This window comes from Allobosea sp. LjRoot237 (assembly GCF_964253285.1).
In the GTDB taxonomy this organism is placed as follows: domain Bacteria; phylum Pseudomonadota; class Alphaproteobacteria; order Rhizobiales; family Beijerinckiaceae; genus Allobosea.
In genome coordinates this window covers 395282-415125 of sequence record NZ_CAXUQP020000001.1, presented here as the reverse complement: position 1 = coordinate 415125, position 19844 = coordinate 395282, and the positions used below count along the sequence as shown (strand labels likewise).

14 protein-coding genes and 2 pseudogenes are annotated in these 19844 nt (G+C 64.3%); 5 read left to right on the top strand and 11 right to left on the bottom strand.

All coding sequences use genetic code 11. From position 1 onward, the window contains the following. Positions 1–92: 92 nt before the first annotated feature. The 4 genes and pseudogenes from ACSQ24_RS01905 to rfbF all read right to left on the bottom strand — a co-directional run bounded on the left by ACSQ24_RS01905 (position 93) and on the right by rfbF (position 4180). A complete protein-coding gene (locus tag ACSQ24_RS01905) occupies positions 93–1274 on the bottom strand; it encodes a glycosyltransferase family 4 protein (protein WP_436093049.1) in 1182 nt (393 codons plus the stop codon). A gap of 238 nt (positions 1275–1512) precedes the next feature. Continuing rightward, positions 1513–2297 (bottom strand): annotated as a pseudogene (locus ACSQ24_RS01900) (IS630 family transposase); the annotation flags it as partial. 36 nt (positions 2298–2333) lie between these two features. Beyond that, a complete protein-coding gene (rfbG, locus tag ACSQ24_RS01895) occupies positions 2334–3416 on the bottom strand; it encodes a CDP-glucose 4,6-dehydratase (RefSeq protein ID WP_436093048.1) in 1083 nt (360 codons plus the stop codon). Further along, positions 3410–4180 (bottom strand): glucose-1-phosphate cytidylyltransferase, encoded by a 771-nt coding sequence (gene rfbF, locus ACSQ24_RS01890; protein WP_436093047.1) that lies wholly within the window; start codon positions 4178–4180, stop codon positions 3410–3412. The genes rfbG and rfbF overlap by 7 nt, the downstream gene beginning before the upstream one ends. 351 nt (positions 4181–4531) lie before the next feature. Here rfbF and ACSQ24_RS01885 point away from each other — a divergent pair, with 351 nt between their 5' ends. Next, complete coding sequence (locus tag ACSQ24_RS01885) at positions 4532–6910, top strand: hypothetical protein (RefSeq protein WP_436093046.1); 2379 nt, start codon at positions 4532–4534, stop codon at positions 6908–6910. Between the two features lie 30 nt (positions 6911–6940). Here ACSQ24_RS01885 and ACSQ24_RS01880 read toward each other — a convergent pair. From ACSQ24_RS01880 to ACSQ24_RS01850, 7 genes and pseudogenes are all read right to left on the bottom strand, one after another. Further along, a pseudogene (locus ACSQ24_RS01880) lies at positions 6941–7255 on the bottom strand (transposase); the annotation flags it as partial. A gap of 257 nt (positions 7256–7512) precedes the next feature. Beyond that, positions 7513–8916, bottom strand: a complete 1404-nt coding sequence (locus ACSQ24_RS01875) for a DUF2793 domain-containing protein (protein ID WP_436093045.1) — start codon at positions 8914–8916, stop codon at positions 7513–7515. 164 nt (positions 8917–9080) lie between these two features. Further along, complete coding sequence (locus ACSQ24_RS01870; protein ID WP_436093044.1) at positions 9081–10913, bottom strand: carbamoyltransferase family protein; 1833 nt, start codon at positions 10911–10913, stop codon at positions 9081–9083. A gap of 14 nt (positions 10914–10927) precedes the next feature. Beyond that, the gene (locus tag ACSQ24_RS01865) at positions 10928–11077 is read right to left on the bottom strand and encodes a DUF5989 family protein (RefSeq protein WP_436093043.1); all 150 of its coding nucleotides are present in this window, start codon (positions 11075–11077) and stop codon (positions 10928–10930) included. Between the two features lie 13 nt (positions 11078–11090). Beyond that, on the bottom strand, positions 11091–11528 hold the full coding sequence (locus ACSQ24_RS01860; protein ID WP_436093042.1) for an SxtJ family membrane protein: 438 nt from the start codon (positions 11526–11528) through the stop codon (positions 11091–11093). Between the two features lie 198 nt (positions 11529–11726). Beyond that, positions 11727–12503 carry an SDR family oxidoreductase gene (locus tag ACSQ24_RS01855; RefSeq protein WP_436093041.1) on the bottom strand — a complete coding sequence of 259 codons (777 nt, stop codon included), beginning with the start codon at positions 12501–12503 and terminating at the stop codon, positions 11727–11729. 135 nt (positions 12504–12638) lie between these two features. Further along, a complete protein-coding gene (locus ACSQ24_RS01850; protein WP_436093040.1) occupies positions 12639–13403 on the bottom strand; it encodes a GntR family transcriptional regulator in 765 nt (254 codons plus the stop codon). A 118-nt stretch (positions 13404–13521) separates the two neighbouring features. Here ACSQ24_RS01850 and ACSQ24_RS01845 point away from each other — a divergent pair, with 118 nt between their 5' ends. The 4 genes from ACSQ24_RS01845 (at position 13522) to ACSQ24_RS01830 (ending at position 19809) form a co-directional block, all read left to right on the top strand. After that, on the top strand, positions 13522–14781 hold the full coding sequence (locus tag ACSQ24_RS01845; protein ID WP_436093039.1) for an ABC transporter substrate-binding protein: 1260 nt from the start codon (positions 13522–13524) through the stop codon (positions 14779–14781). 197 nt (positions 14782–14978) lie between these two features. Then, the gene (locus ACSQ24_RS01840) at positions 14979–15854 is read left to right on the top strand and encodes a branched-chain amino acid ABC transporter permease (protein ID WP_436093038.1); all 876 of its coding nucleotides are present in this window, start codon (positions 14979–14981) and stop codon (positions 15852–15854) included. 285 nt (positions 15855–16139) lie between these two features. After that, entirely contained in the window at positions 16140–18665 is a 2526-nt protein-coding gene (locus ACSQ24_RS01835) for a branched-chain amino acid ABC transporter ATP-binding protein/permease (protein ID WP_436093037.1), read from the top strand. A 202-nt stretch (positions 18666–18867) separates the two neighbouring features. Next, a complete protein-coding gene (locus tag ACSQ24_RS01830; RefSeq protein WP_436093036.1) occupies positions 18868–19809 on the top strand; it encodes a 3-hydroxyacyl-CoA dehydrogenase in 942 nt (313 codons plus the stop codon). The last annotated feature ends 35 nt before the right edge of the window (positions 19810–19844 follow it).

Sequence of the window (19844 nt, the reverse complement as noted above, 5' to 3'; positions counted from 1 at the left end):
CCGACCTCCAAATCAGTCGACTTTCCATGAATCAGACAACCCGCGTCAGAGGAATCCTGCCAGACAGACATGCGGCAATCCGTCCACACCGCCTAGGGCCGCGGCTGCTCGCCGTTGAGGACTTGCCTGATCTGCGCGACATGGCGCGCGGGTTCGAAGAAATCCCGAGCCTTCCTGGCTCCGGTAGCGCCTAGGCTCTCGCGCAGCTTCGCGTCCGCCCGCAGCGTCCGCAGCGCCGCGGCCGCCTCTTCGACGTCAGCATCGGCCCAGACGGCGTCGGCCGGGTTCTTCCAATGGATTCCGGCGCCCTCGTAGTTCTTCTGCGGGTCGTCGATCGGAACGAGCTTGAACCGGACCGGCAAGCCGGCATCGGCCGCGAAGAAGTCGGTATTGCCCGACCAATCGGTGGCGATCACCGGCAGTCCGCGCATCATCGCCTCGGCGATTGTGAGGCCGAGCCCTTCCGCCCGGTGAAGCGACATCACGACATCGGCCTGGCGGTAGAGCTCATCGACGCCGGCATCGTCGAGCACCTCGTTGTTCATGACGATGTTGCTCGCGCCCTCGGCGTCGCGTTGCATCAACGCGACGCCTTCCGGCCAGGAGGCTTCGTTGAGATATTTGACGACGAGACGCACGTCCGGGTCATCGCCGAAGGCCAGGCGGAATGCGCGGATCGCCGCGCAGGGATTCTTGCGGGTGAAATTCGAGGCAAAGTTGAAGGCGACGAAGGCCGTGAAGGGGCCCGCATGCTCGTGCCGCGTCGGCCAGATGGTCTCCGGTCCCAGCGGATAGGACACCACATGGACGGGGCGGCTGCCGGCCATGGGCTTGATCGCGTCGGCGACGAAGCGCGTGCTGGCGCAGATGTCGTGCAGGAAGGGTAAGGCGGGCTGCCAACTTTCCGGCAGGGTCGGCAGTTCCCAGAACCAATGCGCCATGATGCGCTTGCCGCGCACGAAGCGCTTGCCGAGAAACGCCATCACCCGCGGAATCACCGGCCCGCTCACATGGATGATGACAGTGCCTTCGCCGAGAAGGTCGCTGCCATCCTCAAAGCTGAAGCCGGTATGATTGGCATCGTGCATCAACAGGCTGGTCACGTCGATGCCGTAGACGCGCAGGCCAGCGGCCTTCAGCGCGTCATGAGATTTGCGCGCGGCGTCCCCGAGGCCGGATGCCTGATGCAGCATGCCGACGATGATGATCGGCTGCTTTGCGTTGGCTCCGGGCGTGATCGACGGTGCCTGCCAGGCTGAGATGCGCGCGAACACGGCCCGCCGCGCGCCCAGCGGCAACCGGCGCCAAATATGTCGATGGAGAAATCGAAAAACAGGATTCTGCACGGGAAGGCTACTCGGACCTATATTTGAATGTAGATGCGCTCAGACATGTTTCCCCGAGTGGTTGCCTGATTACACCGTCAGTGGCCTGCGTGCCAACCGTGACGAAATCGGCACCTGGGTTGCCCCACGCCAACAATTAGTGGACTGGCTCCAACGCTTGGAACCCTCAGTTCCTGGCAGCGATGATGGCTTCGAGGTCGGCCCGCCAGAGGAAGGGCTTGGGCGTCTGGTTGTGCTCGCCGATGAAGCGGTTGATGGCGGCTTGAAGATCGACGACGGAAAGACACCGTCTTGCCGCCGACGACGCGTTAGGATGGCGAAGAAGCCCTCGACGGCGCTCAACCACGAGCTGGAAGTCGGGGCGTAGTTGTCGAGGATCACGAGGACGAGCTTGTCCGCCGGGATGTCGCGCTCGCGAGCATTGAGGAAGCGGATGAACTCCTGATGCCGGAGGCGCTGCATGTTCCGCCCGAACACCTCGCCGGTCAGGACATCGAAGGCTGCGAACAGCGTGGTCGTGCCGTTGTGCTTGTAATCGTGGGTCATGATGGCCCGACGGCCCCTCTTCAGCGCCCCCCCCGGCTGTGTGCGATCGAGGGCCTGGATCTGCGATTTCTCGTCAATGCTCAGGACCATGGCGTGGGCCGGCGGGCTGACGTAGAGCCTGACGACGTCGTGCAGCTTCTCGGCAAAGGCGGGATCGTTGGAAAGCTTGAACTGCCGCCAAAGATACGGGGCCAGACCATGGGCTTTCCACATCTTCTGAACCGTGGAGACCGCAAGCCCTGCGATTTTGGCCATGGCGCGAGCCCTCCAATGCGTCGCCTCGTGGGGTGGCGGCTTCAGCGTCATGGCGACCACGGCCGAGGTCTTATCCTGGGCCACGGACGGCTTGCCCGGCGGGCACGTCTTGTCACGCAGAATCCCTTCGACGCCTTCTGTCATGAAGCGCGCCTACGTTTGGCTGAGACCCTGCGTAGTGGGTCCTCAAGCTGCGCCATAGCCCGACAATTTTTCGAGAACACCCTCGATCTGCTCGATGGAGATCTCGCGCATATTCTTGCCGTTGTTGGAGGCCTCGTGCCACGCAACCGTCAAGCGCAGGGCTTCGTCCAGCGGAAGCAGGGGATGCCAGCCCAACTGTTGCGCGGCCTTGCGGCAATCCAGCTTCAGAAACGCCGCCTCGGCGACGGAAACCGCACCATCATGCTCCCAGCGAGCGGAGCCGCCCCACAAGCTCACCAGTTTGTCGACGACATATCGAACTGGCACTTCGTTGGCCTCAGTAGGGCCGAAATTCCAGCCCTCCGCGAAGGGCTCCCCGTCTTTCACCAGCCGTTCGGCAAGCAGGAGATAGGCCAAGACCGGGTCAAGCACATGCTGCCAAGGACGGATCGCGGCAGGATTTCGAATTCGCAGCAACCTGTCATCGGAAAATGCGCGCATCGCATCGGGCACGAGGCGATCCTGTGACCAATCCCCTCCTCCGACGACATTTCCGGCTCGCGCCGTCGCGATCCGCGCGCTGCTCGCTCCGCGAAAAAAGCTGCAACGATAGGCATCAGTAACGAGTTCAGCGCACCCTTTGCTGTTGCTGTAGGGATCGTGACCGCCGAAGCGATCCGTCTCACTGAAGGACCGCATATCATCGTTGTTGGCGTAACACTTGTCGCTTGTCACGACCACGACCGCTTGCACGCTCGCGACATGGCGCACCGCCTCTAAGACATGAACTGTACCCATGACATTGGCGGCATAGGTCTCGACAGGCTGCGCATAAGACAATCTGACAAGCGCCTGGGCTGCCATGTGAATGACGATATCGGGCTGCGTCTGGGCGATGGCCGCCTGCGTTCCATCGCGGTTACAGATATCGCCAATCTGATGATGGACAAGCTCCCGGACACGGCCTGCCTCGAAGATCCCTCTTGAGTCATCTGGCGGCAAAGCGAAGCCGTGGACCTCGGCGCCGAGACGCGCGAGCACAAGTGACATCCACGCCCCTTTGAAGCCCGTATGACCGGTGATGAGGACGCGTCGACCTCTCCAGAAACCGCGGTCGATCACCATTTCCTCCATTGCGCGCGGCCGCTGGCCCACTCTTCCTCTAGAAATGTGCGATCGCGCAAGGTGTCCATGGGGTGCCAAAAGCCGTTATGCGTGTACGCCCGCATCTGGTCGGTACGCGCAAGCATCTCCATCGGCTCGCGCTCCCAGATCGTGTGGTCACCTTCGATCAGTTCGCCTACCGAGGGCGACAGCAGGAAGAAGCCACCATTGATCCATCCCCCATCATCATGGGGCTTTTCGCGGAAATCGGTAACGCGGTCGCCCTCGACCGTCAGTGCTCCGAAGCGCTTGGCGGGGCGCACCACTGTAACGGTCGCCTTGCGGCCATGCGCCTTGTGGAAAGCAATCTCGGCATCAAGGTCCATATCTGTCACGCCGTCGCCATAGGTCAGCGCAAAAAATGGATCAGAAGCGACATAGGGTATGATCCGCTTGACGCGCCCACCCGTCATCGTATCTTCACCAGTGTCTATAAGCTTAACGGTCCATGGCTCCGCAGCATTTCGATGAACTTCCATTCTATTTTCGGATACATGGAAAGTAACATCTGATGTGTGCAAGAAATAATTCGCAAAAAATTCTTTAATTGCGTAACCTTTATATCCAAGGCATATGATAAAATCATTGAATCCATAATGACTATAGAACTTCATGATGTGCCACAATATCGGGCGCCCACCAATCTCGACCAGCGGCTTGGGACGAACACCTGTTTCCTCAGCAAGGCGAGTCCCCAAACCGCCAGCCAGAATTACAACCTTCATATCGAGCGGTCCTTTTTTGTCGTCGCGCGCGGTTGCGCCGGTCGGTATTGGATCGGAGTGACGCGGGCAAGTGCAAACCCTCACGCCACCGCACCAAGACCGATGGGAGCCAAGACGATGGTCGAAATCCCATCGAAACACAGTGTGGCGCAAGTGGACTTTTGGGCGCACACAAAACTATTCCCGATGCCTCATAGGCACTGGACATAGCGGGAAACACACCTGTAACCAGGACCGCAAGGTCGAAAGCGCGTGACGCCCCGAAACAAGGGCCCGACGCGCGGCCTTCCGCGCACATCGTTATGTTGTCCCACACCTTAACTGTGGGCGGCGAAGGGACAAGGGCTGAACATGAAGGCTGATCCGTATGCGCCTATCGGTTTGGCGCTGATTGGCCTTTTGCTTGCTCTTCTCTGCTGGCGCATCTGGGGCTTTGGAATCGCCCACACCGACGACGCCACCTGGGCACTCGAATCTCATCAGCGACACGCCCATACCGTCATCAGCTGGGCGCGCTCCCAAGGACGCCTATGGGCATTGCCGGTAGGAACCCTGATGCTGCATGCGCTTCACTGGCAGGGCACGCTCTACGGAGAACTTCTCCGTACTGGCAGTTTCGCGATATTCTTTATCGTGTTCAACGTGATGGTCGCGACGTATTGCGACCGAGCAATCGCAGTTCTGACAGCAACCCTCGTTCTTGGGCTGTTTGTCCTTACATTGGACGGAGGCGTTCTGACCACATACCCGCTACTCGTTTGGCCTTCTGCGACGGCCTTCTGTGGCGCGGTTCTACTGGGTCGCCGGTTCATTGCTGGCGGGCACGTCGGATCCCTGGCAGGAGCCGGCATCCTCTTGTTTGCATCATTATTCAACAACGAAGGCATGACTCTTCTGTTTTGCTGTGTCTTCGGCTTGACCATATGCGCCAATGATCGGCAAGTGCTGGGCGGCGCGGCCTCGCGATGGGGCCCTTTCCGACACGCCCGTTCGGTCGCCCTCGTCGCAGCCCTGCTCGGCGTCTCGGCCCTCTATCTTACAGCATCGTGGACATGGAGCCTATTGAACCGCAGCAACTATGACGGCCACGTCCTGGGCGCGTTCTGGCCATCGCAGTTTGGAGCGGTTCTGCTGAGTTTCGCCTCAGCCAGTACGATACTTTCCTGGTTCTTCCGCCCATACGAAGTGATGTTCAGCGACCCAATTGGAGGCTTCGGGGCGCGGATCAGTTACAGCTTGACCGATGCGCTTACCGGAATCGGTACGGCGCCGCTTGCGGTGGTTGTCGGGATTATTGCGGCATCGCTCTTTTTTTGGTCCGCTATGACCATCCATAGCGCAACGCGAGCGCCGAAGAGCAGCGCGTCCAAGCACGGGCCTTACTGGGCCATGGCTCTCGGTCTTGCGATCACGTTCATCCACATCCTCCCCGTCGCCATAACGGCCAAGTATCAATCCTGGCACTTTCAGCAGGGTATACTGGCCTATCCGACCAGTTTGATAGCCCATTTCGGCCTGTGCCTGTTTCTCGCCGGCGCATTTGCCGCTATTTTGCAGTTGCCTTGGCGAGCCGTGGTCACCGGGTTCGCTTTTCTGATCTGCCTTGGCTTTGGGCTCCTCGCAGCCCTCGCCTATCGCGCAAGCGACCAGATCGCAGCCGACATGCGGCCCGAGACCGGGCGGTGGCGTGTCATGGCGATGATGCTGCCCGGGCTCGACCTTCTCGCTCCCGACACCAAGGTCGTGCTTGCTCCGCGATTGGCCGGCGGGTCGTGGTATGTAGCTGTCCCGCATACATATTGGACCGACTATCTCGCCGCACGCTACCAGCGCATTTTGAGGGTCAAAACTGACACCTATACCCAAGACGACCTGCAGCAGGGTGTTGTCACCCTCGACTACGCATTGATGGATGATGAGCGTTCTTTTGCGGTCACGCTCTCGCGCCATCGACGGCCGCTTGCAGGCGATCCGCGCGTCGATTCGGTAGATGCGATTGCCGTTCGGGTCGATCGCGCCACCAGTGCGAGATTGGGGCAGAGCGTGCTCTCGTACAGGAACGGCCGGAATATCGTGAGCCAGGTTCCACTTTCGGATCTCCCTTCGTCCGAGGATGGAGCGTGGCGGATATTGAAGGGGATCGATGCGGAACCGATGTCTGTCCACCTTCAGCGGCGATCCCAGATGAGCCAATCGCGATTGGCCTGCGGCCATAGCCTGCTTGCGAACACGCTCGTCACCTTCGGCTCATCCGTCGTGTCGAGCGGACCATCATGCGCCGGAAGACGATATTTGGGAGCAGGTTGGGGGCTTCCTGAAGCGACCGGTGTATGGACGACAGCCGACAAGGCGCAGATCAAGCTGCCGGCGCGCGGCCTGCCGGCCGGCGAACTGGAGGCGGTCTTGAACGCATCGAGTTTCACCGGTCTGGGCTTTTATCCGGGCGTCCAAAGAGTGACGGTGGAAGTCTCTGGGAAACCCCTAGCCGAATGGTCATTCATGGCCAATCAGCCGAGGGCCACACGTTTTCACATACCTGCCGAAGCAAGGAACCAAGACGGGGACCTAGATGTCACGTTCTCGATCCACGATCCTGTGCAGCCAAGCGCGGCCGGACTTTCGCCCGACCAGCGAAAGCTGGGACTGAATCTGTGCTCCCTCCTCCTCCGCCCCGCAGAGGAGAGTTATGCCCCCCTTCCCCGATCAAGCTGCATCACCGACACGCAATAGCTGTGCTGGAGCGTAGACGGGTCCGCGTCAGGCCTCCTGGATCACCGCGGTGAGCGCCTTCTCCGCCATGCGGCGCGGCTCGAGAAAGCCCGGGAAGTAGCTGCCCTTCCTCAGCTTCGGGATGCGCAGCTCGACCGTGCCGGCGCGCGTCTCCCAGTCCCTGTCGCGATAGCCGTTGCGCTGGGCCAGCCGCTCCGGGCTCTTCTCGCCGAAGCCGGCGCCGGTCAGGCCGCCGACCTCCAGCTCCATCAGCCGCTGCGCGGCAAAGCCGATCATCTCGCGCAGAAAATCCGTGTCGGCGCTCTTCTCCAGCAGCCCGCGCAGGCTCATCATCTCGTCGGTCATCGGGGGTCTCTCGGGTCAGGAGTGGATCTCGCAACCCAAACCTAACCGGCAACCGCCGATGACCACCCAGCTACACCACCATCGCACCGCCCCCAGACCAGCCCTCGCTCGCTCAGAGACTGCCGGACCGACGCTGACAGCCCATAGCCGGCACCGGCCGGCGCGCAGCCGAAGCGCAGAGCTTCAGCCGCCGGCCCGATCAAGCTCTTTGAGCGCATCTCCCACTTGGTCCGATTGCGCTGGCCATGGCGCCGTCGTCAGAGCTCCGCATCGAAGGCGATGCTCTCGAAGGTAGCGAAGACGCGCCCCTGTGCGCTGGCGCGTATCCTCGCATATCCCATCGCCGGCGATGCTGCTGCGATAAGGCGCTCGCCGTTCATGATATTGAGTTCCTGCGTGACCGAGTAGCCCGGCGTCGGTGTAGTCCGCATATGGGTCGGGAACAGCAGGAAACTCGTGAAATAGCAGGCGGCAGCTTGGAAAGTGTCGATCAGCATCGAAACGCCGGGCCGCCAGTGATAGCGCTCGCAGAGCTGGCGCTCTTCCGTCTGGCTGCGCGCCAACCAGGGGCTCGGTGTCAAGCCGAACTCGAGTTTGATCGCACGGAAGCTCACCGCGCCGGCAGCCGGCGCGAGTTGGACGATCAGATTTCCGGTATCGCCCGCGACCGGCGCCAACGTGACGAAACGACGGCCGCTCCCGGCAGTGATCGTTCCGGAAGCGCTGCCGATCGTCACGTCGAGATTGCCGCCACTCAGATTTTCGACCGAGAGGCAGAGCGGCGTCGAAGCGAAGGACGACACGCCCCAGAACGCCGGCTCGACGATCTGCCGGATTGCGCCGGAGGTCAGCGTCAGGTCGAAGCCGCTGCGGCTGAGGCTGGTGCCGCCGGTATGCGCCTTCCAGCGGTCGTAGCCATAGGCTCCGGCAGCCAGCGCCCCACCGGCGAAAGCACGCTGGTTGATCTGGAAATCACCGTTGATCAGCAGGTTTGGCTGCGGCACGTCGCGAGCCCAGGCGCTGGCTGGCAGCGTCACCAGCCCGGTTGCGCGGTCAACCACCAACGCCTCGGTCCAGTTCGCACCATCGGCGCTGACCTTGATCCGGAGCTGGTCGTCGCCGGTAAGACCGATCTCGGCCCGGCCGGACCAGTTGTCCTGGAACAGCAGGCTCGCCGTCCGCGCCGCGCTCGCCTTGTTCAGCTTGAGCCGATGATTTGAGCCGGCATGGTTGAACAGGCTGGCATCGGCTGCGACGGCGAAGCGGTTCGTCGTGTCGGCCGTCGCGTTGACACCCCAGAGCGCGGCGCCAAGGCTGCTCTCCGGCTGCGAGCGGCGCCATTGCGTGCCGGTCCAGACATGGTGCTCGGCCTCGTCGCTCACCCAGGCCTGCCAGCCGGCGCGCGGCGGAAGGAAGCTCCAACCACCATCCTCGAAGATGGCCAGATCGTCCTGGTGACCGGCGAAGACGCCGGAGCCGCCAGCCGAGACGATGAAGGCGGACGTCTCCACCGGCGATGCCGGCGGCACGGTCTGCGTCCGGCTCGCGACGACGAGATGCACCAGCGCGTCGAGCCGCATCAGCGCATCATTGTGGGTGACGTGTTTCTGCGCCTGCCCGGCAGCGAGCAGGGGCAGGCCAAGACGCGGCGTTTCGCTCATGGAACCTCGCAGGATCGAAGCGGCGCGCAGGACGCGCACCGTGCGGGCCGATTATGCGGGCTCCGAAAGCAGCGGGGATTGATTGCCGATCTATCCCCGTCTCAAAGCATGTTCGAGCGAAGCGGACACCGGTTCGCGTGAAGAGAACGCGATCAAGCCATAACTCAATCGAGCTCGAACGCATCCTTGTAGTCGAGCTTGAGCGCGGGATCCTGATCCTCTTTGCGCAGCAGGCAATTGCCGACGACGAGCAGTTCGATCTCCGAGCCCATGAAGCAGCGGAAGGCGTCGACCGGCGTGCAGACGATCGGCTCGCCGCGGACGTTGAACGAGGTATTGACCACGACCGGGCAGCCGGTCAGCGCCTTGAAGCGCGAGATCAGCTGGTGATAGCGCGGATTGGTCTGCGCATGCACCGTCTGGATGCGGGCCGAATAGTCGACATGCGTGACGGCGGGGATGGTCGAGCGCGGCACGTTCAGCTTGTCGATGCCGAACAGCGCCTGCTCCTCGGTCGTCATCTTGCGGCGAAGCCCCTCGCGCACATCGGCGACGAGCAGCATGTAGGGCGAGTCGCCGTCGAGCTCGAACCAGTCGGCGACGTCCTCGCGCAGCACCGAGGGCGCGAAGGGCCGGAAGCTCTCACGGTACTTCACCTTGAGATTGAGCGTCTTCTGCATCGCCGGCGAGCGCGGGTCGCCGAGGATCGAGCGACCGCCGAGCGCGCGGGGCCCGAACTCCATGCGCCCCTGCATCCAGCCGACCGCCTTGCCGTCTGCAAGGCCTTGCGCAGTGGCCTCAACCACGGCGGCCTCGTCCATGATGGCGAACTTCGCCCCCGCGGCCGTCAGCTCGGTCTCGATCTCGGCTTGGCTGAACTCAGGCCCGAGATAGCTGCCGCGCATGGCATCGCTCTTGACGGGCACCTCGCGCGGCTTGCCATGGAAGAGGTGATAGCCGGCGAGCGCCGCGCCGAGCGCCCCGCCGGCATCGCCGGCTGCCGGCTGGATCCAGAGCCCCTCGAAAAGACCTTCGCGCAGGAGCTTGCCATTGGCGACGCAGTTCAGCGCGACGCCGCCGGCGAGACAAAGGTTCTTCTGTCCGGTTTCGGCGCGGATCGAGCGCGCCAGCCGGAGCACGATCTCCTCGGTCACCGCCTGGATCGAGGCGGCCATATCCATATGGAACTGGGTCAGCAATTGCTCCGGGCCACGCACCGGCTCACCGAACAGGGCGGCGAACCTGTCGTTGGTCATCGTCAGGCCGACGCCATAGTTGAAATAGCTCTGGTCGAGCTGGAAGGAGCCGTCCTCCTTCAGGTCGACCAGCTTCTCCAGCATCAGACTGGCGAAACGCGGCTCGCCATAGGGCGCGAGCCCCATGACCTTGTACTCGCCGGAGTTGACCTTGAAGCCGATATAATAGGTCACCGCCGAGTAGAGCAGCCCGAGCGAATGCGGGAAGTGCAGCTCCTTATGGACCTTGAGGTCGCTGCCCTTGCCGATGGCGAGCGTCATCGTCGCCCACTCGCCGACGCCGTCCATGGTCAGCACCGCCGCCTCCTCGAAGGGGGACGGGTAGAAGGCGGACGCCGCATGCGAGAGATGATGCTCGGTGAAGAGCAGCTTCTCGACATCGAAGCTGGCTGAGAACTTCTTCAGCTCCTTGGCGATGATCTGTTTCTGGAACAGCTTGTCGCGCAGCCAGAGCGGCATCGCCATGCGGAACGAGGTGAAGCCGCGCGGCGCGAAGGAGAGATAGGTCTCGAGCAGGCGTTCGAACTTGATGAAGGGCTTGTCGTAGAAGACGACGGCATCGAGCTCGTCGAGCCCGCAGCCAGCGACCGAGAGGCAGTACTCGACCGCATGCTTCGGGAAATCGGCGTCGTGCTTCCGCCGCGTGAAGCGCTCCTCCTGCGCCGCCGCCTCGATCCGCCCGTCGACGACGAGCGCGGCCGCGCTGTCGTGGTAAAGCCCCGATATCCCGAGAATGCGCATCGCGGCCGGGACGCTCAGAACAGCGTGTAGATGAAGGGCGCGATCGCGCTGCCCTGGGTCAGGAACAGCAGGCCGCCGAGCAGCAGGCACATCAAGAGGATCGGCACCAGCCAGAACTTCTTTCGCGCCGCCATGAAGCGGAAGAACTCGCGCAGGAACGACATTGGTCTATCCAGGTCAGAATTGATCTTTCATCGAGACCGGCTCCGGCCCCGGCGGATCGCGGACGATCCAGTAGCTCTTCGCCTCCGGCTGCTTCTTCAGCCTGAGGAAGTCCTTGCCGACCAGCCGGGCGACAAATGCCATCGGCGTGAAGACGAGGAAGAACAGGATGCCGAGTACGACCGGGTTGATGATCATGGCCAGCAGCAGGCCGAACTTCATCCAGAGCTTGTTCAGCGGCGCGAGCACCGCAGGCCGGATCAGCGCGACCGCGAGGAAGCCGGCGGCGACCAGCCCGAGCCAGGGCCAGGCTTTGCCTGAATACCAGGCGCTGTAGAGGCCGATCAGCGCAAAGACGGCCGCGAAGACGAAGCCAAAGGAGCGATCGCTCGATCCTTCATGCGCGTCATGGCCGGCCCTGGCCTGAAATTCGTGATGGACGCCCTTCGACAAGCCGCCGCTCCTGTTCAGGCGGCATCCTCTAGGCGATTAAAGGGGGAAGGTCGAGGGTAGAGGCGCCGCGGGAGCCGCCGGCGCGTCATGCTCGGGCTTGCCCCGAGCATCTCAGCCAAGAAGAGGCTCCAATTCTGCCCTTCCGTCCTGAGATTCTCGGGTCTGCGCTTCGCTTCGCCCGAGAATGACGGCGTCCCCTCAGCTCAGCATCCGTGTATCGCCGCAGACCGAAATCTCCTGCCCGGAGATCGTCTTGGCGAAGGGCGAGGCCAGGAAGACGATCTGCTTGGCGATGTCGTTGGGATCAACGAACTGCTTGATCGAGACGCCGGCGAACAGCCGGTTCGTCATCTCGTCATGCGAGACGTTCATCGAGCGCGCCTTGTTGGCGATCACGCTCTGGATGCGCGGCCCGTCGACCAGGCCCGGGCAGATCGCATTGGCGCGGATGCCGAATTCGCCGAGCTCGGCCGAGAGCGCCTTGGTGAAGCCGATCACCCCCCATTTCGCCGCGGCATAGGGCGAGCGCAGCGGAAAGCCGTGCTTCCCGGCCTGGCTCGAGAGATTGACGATCGAGGCGTTCTGCGACTGCTTCAGGTGCTCGACAGCGAGCCGCGTGCAGTTGAACTGGCCGGTCAGGTCGATCGCGACACAAGAATCCCAGTCCTCGGGCGCGATCTCGTCGACGCGGCCGGTCGGCCCGGCGATGCCGGCATTGTTGACCAGGCAGTCGAGCCCGCCGAGCGCGGCGAGCGCCTCCTCGAACAGGCGCGCCACTGCCTTGCGGTCGGAGACGTCGCAGACCGAACGCGTGATCGCCGGATCGCTCTCAGCCATCTCGGCGAGCGCCTTCTCGTCGACGTCGCAGATATGAACCCTGGCGCCCTCCGCCGCGAAGGCGCGCGCCGTGGCGCGGCCGATGCCGCCCGCGCCCGCCGTCACCAGCACGCGCAGGCCCTTGATCGTCAGATCCATGATTATCGTTCCTCCCTTGCTTCGCTACGCCGTCATTGCGAGCAAAGCGAAGCAATCCAGGGAGGCGTAGAGCGCTGCCGCCCCTAGATTGCTTCGTCGCTGCGCTCCTCGCAATGACGGATGAGGTTTCAACACCTACTCCGCCAGCCGCGCCGTCCGTTCGATATGCTCCGCCGCAGCGCTGATGTCTTCGACCAGCGCCTGCCTCGCCGCCGCCGGATCGCGCCGCTGCAAGGCCTTCAGCAGCGCCGCATGCGCGACGACGGCACTGCCGCCATCGAGCCGGCGCGGCTCGTGCCGCATGTCGAGATTGAGGATCGGCCCGGCCTTGAGCCAGAGCCGGGAGATCATCTCGATCAGCGAGGGCATGCCAGCGGCTTCGTAAAGCGAAAAATGCAGGTCGCGATTGGTCGCGACCGCAGCCGCCGGGTCCGGCGGGTCGGCCCTCGCTGCCGCGAGGAATGCCGCCTCGTGGCGGGCGACCACGGCGATCTGCTCATCGGTGATCGCCTTCGCCGCCTCCTCGGCCGCAAAGCCCTCGACGACCAGCCTGATCCGGGTGAGCTCACGGAACTGCGCCAGCGTCAGCACCGGCACGCGCACCGCCCGCCCTGGCAGCACCTCCAGCGCCTTGTCGGCGGCGAGCCGACTGACCGCCTCGCGCACCGGCATCATCGAGACGCCGAGCGCCTCGGCGACACGGCGCAGCGAGAGCTTCTCGCCCGGCGCCAGCCGCCCGGCGATCAGCAAAGCCCTGAGCTCGCCGGTGACGCGCTCACCCAGCGTTTCATGCAGCAGCGAGCCGACCTCGTCGAGCGCCGACAGCTCCCCGACCTTCCCCGCAGTGGAGGCGGCCGGCCGCGCTTGCGGCACATCTGAGGGCTGGACTCGGGCAACCATGTCTGCCAACCTAACTGTGATCACAGATCACGACAAGCGGTTCCAACACCGCGCAAACGAAATGACGATCGACGCGATCCGACGCCAAAGCGCGCGGGAGAGTTCTGGGAGGAACGGAATGTCAGAGCAGTCAAGGATCAAGGGCCTCTCGCGTCGTCAGACGCTCGTCGGGCTCGGCGGTGTGGCTACCGGCCTCATCGCCAGCCCGGCGGTCATTCTCGCGCAGACACCGGAGGCGATCCGCTTCGGGCACCTGACGCCGCGCACCGGGTTCCTGGGCCCTCTCGGCGAATACGGCGTCATGGCCGCCGATCTCGCCGCCGAGGAGATCAACGCCGCCGGCGGCATCAACGGCCGCAAGCTTGAATTGCTGAAGGAGGATTCGGTCAATCCGCAGACCGCCTCGACCAAGGCCGAGCGCATGATCGAGCGGGACAAGGTCGCCTGCATCATCGGCGAGATCTCGTCCGCCTCCTGCCTGACGATCTCGCAGGTCGCGGCCCGCAACAAGACGCTCTTCCTCAACACCGGCGGCAATTCCGACGCGCTGCGCGGCGAGAGCTGCAACCGCTACATGTTCCATGTCGAGCACCAGAACTCGATGTATGTGAAGAGCTGCGGCCGTTCGCTGCTGGCCCAGGGCCTGGTCAAGGGCAAGAAGTGGTTCTCGCTCACCGCCGACTACGCCTTCGGCCATGACCTCAGCAAGGTCGCCAAGCGCTTCATGGAAGCCAATGGCGGCCAGTTCGCCGCCGACAAGCTGGTGCCGACCGATGCGACCGACTTCTCGGCGCTGCTGCTCGAGATCCGCGCCGCCAAGCCCGATCTCGTGATCTCCAATCTCGCCGGCAACCAGATCACCAATTTCCTCAAGCAATATGCCGAATTCGGCCTCTCCTTCCCGGTTGCCGGCTTCGGCTTCGACACCGCACTCGCCTGGGCCGCCGGCAAGGACAATTTTGGTGGCACCTGGCCCTGCGTCTGGCATCATTTGATCGATACGCCCTCGACCAAGGCCTTCGTCGCCGCCTTCACCAAGAAATACGGCAAGCCGCCGGAGAACCAGGCCTGGGGCGACTATGTCGGCGTCAAGGTCATGGCCCAGTCGATGGCCGAGCTGAAGTCGACCGACACCGCCAAGATCCTCGAGCATCTCGAGAAGGGCGCGAAGTTCGACGTGATGAAGCCGCGCCAGGGCTATTTCCGCGCCTCCGACCACCAGCTGATCAGCGAGATGTACACGATCACGGCGCTGCCAGCGGCGCAGGTCAAGAACCAGTGGGATCTCTTCACCTCCTCGGCCCCGGTCCCCGGCCCGAGCGAGGACATGGAGGTCATCGCCACCCAGGGCGACGAAGCAGTCTGCAAGATGAGCTGAGGCGCCAGAGTCGCGACCTGTCCTCTCCCCCCTTGTGGGGGAGAGCTAGAGAGGGGGGTAGTCAGCCGTGAGGCTGATCGTGAACCGTAACTCGACGCCGCTCACCCGGTCACCCCTCTCCCAAACCCTCCCCCACAAGGGGGGAGGGTTCCCGCGCCCTTCGCCAAACCAGAAGCGTTCCTGACAAAGGCCATCCCTTGCTCACCCTCTTCATCCAGCAGGTGCTGAACGGGCTGCTCGACGGGGTCTATTACCTCCTGATCGCGCTCGGCCTGTCGCTGATCTTCTCGCTAGGCGGCATCGTCAACCTGGCGCACGGCGCCTTCTATGCGATCGGGGCGTACCTCACGATCGTGCTCGCCCCGCATATCGGCTTCGGCGGCGCCATCATCGCTTCGCCGGTGTTGGTTGCGCTGATCGGCATCGTCATCGAGCGCGGGCTCTTTCAACGCTTCTACAGAGCCGATCCAATTCTCTCGCTGCTGCTGACCTTCGGCCTCGCCATGGTCGCCGAGCAGTCGCTGCGCATGATCTTCGGCGCACCGCCGCTCTCCTTTTCGATCCCGCCGGCGCTGCGCGGCCAGATCTTCATCGGCGACTTCATCTATTCGCGCTACCGCGCCTTGCTGATCCTGATTGCCGCGGCCTGCGTGCTCGGCCTCTGGTTCCTGCTGCAGCGCACCGCCTTCGGCCGCGTCGTACGGGCCGGCGTGCAGAACCCCGACATGGTCGGCGCGCTCGGCATCTCGCTGCAGCCCTATATGATGACCGTCGCCGGCATCGGCATCGGCCTTGCCGGCCTCGCCGGCGTGCTGCTCGCGCCGATCTATTCGATCCATCCGGCCATGGGCCAGGAGATCATCACCCCGGCCTTCGTCGTCGTCGTCATCGGCGGCCTCGGCTCGTTCTGGGGCGTCGTCGTCGCCGCCCTGATGGTCGGTCTGGTCAAGGGCATCACCATCGGCCTTGGCCTGACGCAATGGTCGACCGCGGTGATCTACCTGATGATGCTGCTCGTCCTGCTCTTCCGTCCGCGCGGCCTGTTCGGCGAGCGCATCCAGCGCTTCGAGTGAGGCTGAAATGGACACCAAGCCCCAATCATTCGCCATCTCAACGGAAGGAGCGCGCCTCTTCCCTTCTCCCCTTGCGGGAGAAGGTGGCTCGGCGAAGCCGAGACGGATGAGGGGTCGCGCGACGATTGCAACGTCGACGGCTTGGCATCCTCGCCTCTCGGAAAGTCCTGCGCGACCCCTCATCCGGCGCTGCGCGCCACCTTCTCCCGCAAGGGGAGAAGGCAAACCCCCGCGCGCGCCTTCGACCCTCCCCACCGCAAGCGGGGGGAGGGAGAAGGGACAGCCATGACATCTGCCCAGCGCGATTATCTTCCGCTCGTCCTCGCCGCTCTCGGCCTCGCCATCCTGCCCTCGCTGATGCATGCGGTCGGGCTCGGCACCACCTCGGCCACCGAGGTCGTCGTCTTCGCCATCGCCTGCATGGCGCTCAACATCCTCGTCGGCACCACCGGGCTGGTCTCCTTCGGCCATGGCGCCTGGTTCGGCATCGCCGCCTATGCGGCCGGCCTGATCCAGCGCAACTGGCTGCCCGGCCAATTCGCCCTGCCGATCCTGCTTGCGGTCGCGCTCGTCGCGCTGATCGCCTTCGCCTTCGGCGCCCTGATCCTGCGCCGCAAGGGCGTCTATTTCTCACTACTGACGCTGGCGCTCGCCGCGATGATCTATTCGGTCGCCTTCCGCTGGACCTCGGTCACCGGCGGCGAGGATGGCTTGGGTGGCATCAAGCGCCCGCTCTTCGCCGGCATCGATTTCGAGGTCGCCCTGCCCTTCTACATGCTGGTGGCGACGATCGGCTTTGCCGTCGTCTACGGGCTCTGGCGTTTCCATCGCTCGCCGGTCGGCACCGTGCTCGTCGCAATCCGGGAGAACGAGCAGCGCGCCCGCTTCCTCGGCTATGCCACGAACCGCTACAAGCTCGTCGCCTTCACCGTCTCGGCGGCGCTGACCGGCCTCGCCGGCACGCTCCTCCTCTTCAACAACCGCATGACCTCGGCCGAGCCGATCTCGGTCGCCTTCTCCGGCGAATTGCTGGCGATGGTGGTGATCGGCGGCATGCGCTCCTTCCTCGGGCCGGCGCTGGGCGCGCTCTTCTTCGTCGTCTTCCGCGACTATCTCTCCAGCGCCACCGAGAACTGGCTGTTCTGGTTCGGCCTGCTCTTCGTCGCCTTCATCGTCTTCTCGCCGGATGGCCTGGTCGGCGTCGGCCAGCGCCTGCTCAAGCCCTTCCGCAAGCAGGCGGCCGAGGATGCGGCGATGTCGGCCCGCAAGGCCGGCGCGGTCGAACTCCCGGCCTTCATGAAGCCTGGGGATGCCGGCGACGGCACCATCCTGACCGCGACCGGGCTCGCCAAGAGCTTCGGCGGCATCAAGGCGGTCGACAACGTCGATATCACCATGCGCGACCGGCGCCTGCATGCGCTGATCGGCCCGAACGGCGCCGGCAAGACCACCGCCTTCAACCTGATCTCCGGCCTGTTCAAGCCTGATCGCGGGCAGGTCCGCCTGCGCGATCGCGACATCGCCGGCCTCTCGCCCGAGGCGATCACCCGGGCCGGCATCGGCCGCGCCTTCCAGATCACCAACCTGTTCCCGACGCTCTCGGTCGCCGAGAATGTCCGCCTCGCCGTGCAGGCCCGTTCAGCCCAGCGCTTCGGTCTCTGGCGATCCGCCGGCGCCCTCGACCAGGTCAATGACGAGACCCGCCAGGTCATCTCGACCATGGGTCTCTCCGGCATCGAGAGGGCGGAAGCGGGCTCGCTCAGCTATGGCGGCCAACGCCTGCTCGACATGAGCCTCGCGCTGGCCACCAGCCCGCGCATCCTCCTGCTCGACGAGCCGCTCGCTGGTCTCGCCGCGGCCGAGCGCGAGCGCGTCGGCAACCTGATCAAGTCGATCTCGACCGATCTGCCGGTGCTGCTCGTCGAACACGACATCGACCGCGTCTTCGCCATCGCCGACCATGTCACGGTGATGAACGAGGGCTCGGTGCTGGTCGACGGCACGGTCGAGGACGCCCGCTCTTCGCCCAAGGTGCAGGAGGTCTATATCGGCTCCGGCGCCCACGCGCTGGCCGAGAAGCCACGCGAGAGCGCAGCGGGCGAGAAGGTGCTGCTCGGACTATCCGGCGTCGACACCTTCTACGGCAAGAGTCACATCCTGCGGCAGGTCACCTTCGACGTGCACGAGAACGAGATCGTCGCTTTGCTCGGCCGCAATGGCGCCGGCAAATCGACCCTGCTCAAGACCGTGACCGGCATCGCGCCGCCGGCCTCCGGCACGATCAGCCTTGCCGGCAGCGATATCGCCCGCCTGCCGCCGGCTGGGATCGCCCGCGCCGGCATCGCCTATGTGCCGCAGGGCCGCGGCCTCTTCGCCGGCATGAGCGTCAAGGACAACATGGAGCTCGGCCGGCTGCGGCGCCGGACCGGCAACGGCACCCATTGGGAGGACGAGAAGATCTTCGCCTTCTTCCCGCGCATCAAACAGCGCTGGCATTCGCCAGCCGATTACCTCTCCGGCGGCGAACAGCAGATGGTGGCGGTGGCGCGCGCGCTCTCCGGCGACACCCGCGTGCTGCTGCTCGACGAACCGTTCGAGGGATTGGCCCCCGCGGTGGTCGAGGAGCTGTTCGAGGCCTTCGACAAGCTCCGGAAGGAGATCGCCATCGTCATCGTCGACCATCATCTCGACCTCGCGCTGGCGCTCTCCGACCGCACCGTGGTGCTCGAGCGCGGCCAGGTCACCCATATCGGCCCCTCGCGCGCGCTGAGCCAGGACCTGGCGCTGAGGCGGCAGGTGCTGTGGCTGTGATGGGTAGTCCGATGGACGACAGAGGCGCGGGGAACCCTTCTCCCGTGTGGGAGAAGGGCAGAGATGAGGGCCTGCCCTCCCCGCAGAAAGGTGCAACGGTGCCGCCTCGTCCTAATAATCAGCGGCGGTCCCTCACCCCTGCCCCTCTCCCATCCGGGAGAGGGGTTCCCCGCGCCTATCCTATCAATCGAGACTCTCCCGCATGACCAAGATCGCCATCGTCGGCTCGGGCCTGATCGGCCGCGCCTGGGCCACTGTCTTCGCCAGCCATGGCTTCGAGGTCGCGCTGCACGATGTGAAGCCCGACGCCGCCAAGGCCGCCCGCATCCATATCGGCAAGAACCTCAGGGAGCTCGCCGGCCACGGCCTCGTCGATGATCCCAAGGGCTCGCTCGCCCGCATCCGCGTCGCCAGGGATCTTGCCGATGCGCTGAAGGGTGTCGCGCTGGTGCAGGAGAACGGGCCGGAGACGGTCGAGGCCAAGCGCGAGCTCTTCGCGCAGATGGACGCGCTCGCGCCGGCCTCCGCGATCCTGGCCTCCTCGACCTCCTTCATCATGGCCTCGACCTTCTCGGAAGAGCTGAAGGGCAGGGCACGCTGCCTCGTCGCCCATCCGGTCAACCCTCCGCATCTGGTGCCGATCGTCGAGCTCGCCCCGGCGCCGTGGACCGATCCCAAAATCGTCGCCAGGGCCAAGCGCATCTATGAGCAGGCCGGCCAGGTCGCGATCATGCTGCGCAAGGAGAAGCCCGGCTTCGTGCTCAACCGCCTGCAGGCGGTGCTTCTGGCCGAGGCCTTCCGCCTCGTCGGCGAGGGCGTCGCCAGCGCCGAGGATGTCGACAAGACCATCCGCGACGGGCTCGGCCTGCGCTGGTCGTTCATGGGCCCGTTCGAGACGATCGAGCTCAATGCGCCGGGCGGGATCCCCGATTATTGCGCCCGCTACTCGGAGTCGCTCGACCGCATGGTCAAGTCCTCCGAGGGGCTCGGCAACCCGTTCAAGCCCGAGACGGTCGCCGAAGTCATGCGCGAATGGCGCGGCGCGCAGGAGGCCAGCCGCGTCAAGCGCCTCAGCGACTGGCGCGACAGCCGCCTCGCCGCCCTGCAGGCGCATAAGCGGGCTGCGAAGCGCAAGCCGGCGTGAGTTTTTGAACAGGGATCAGCGAAGGACTTAATCGC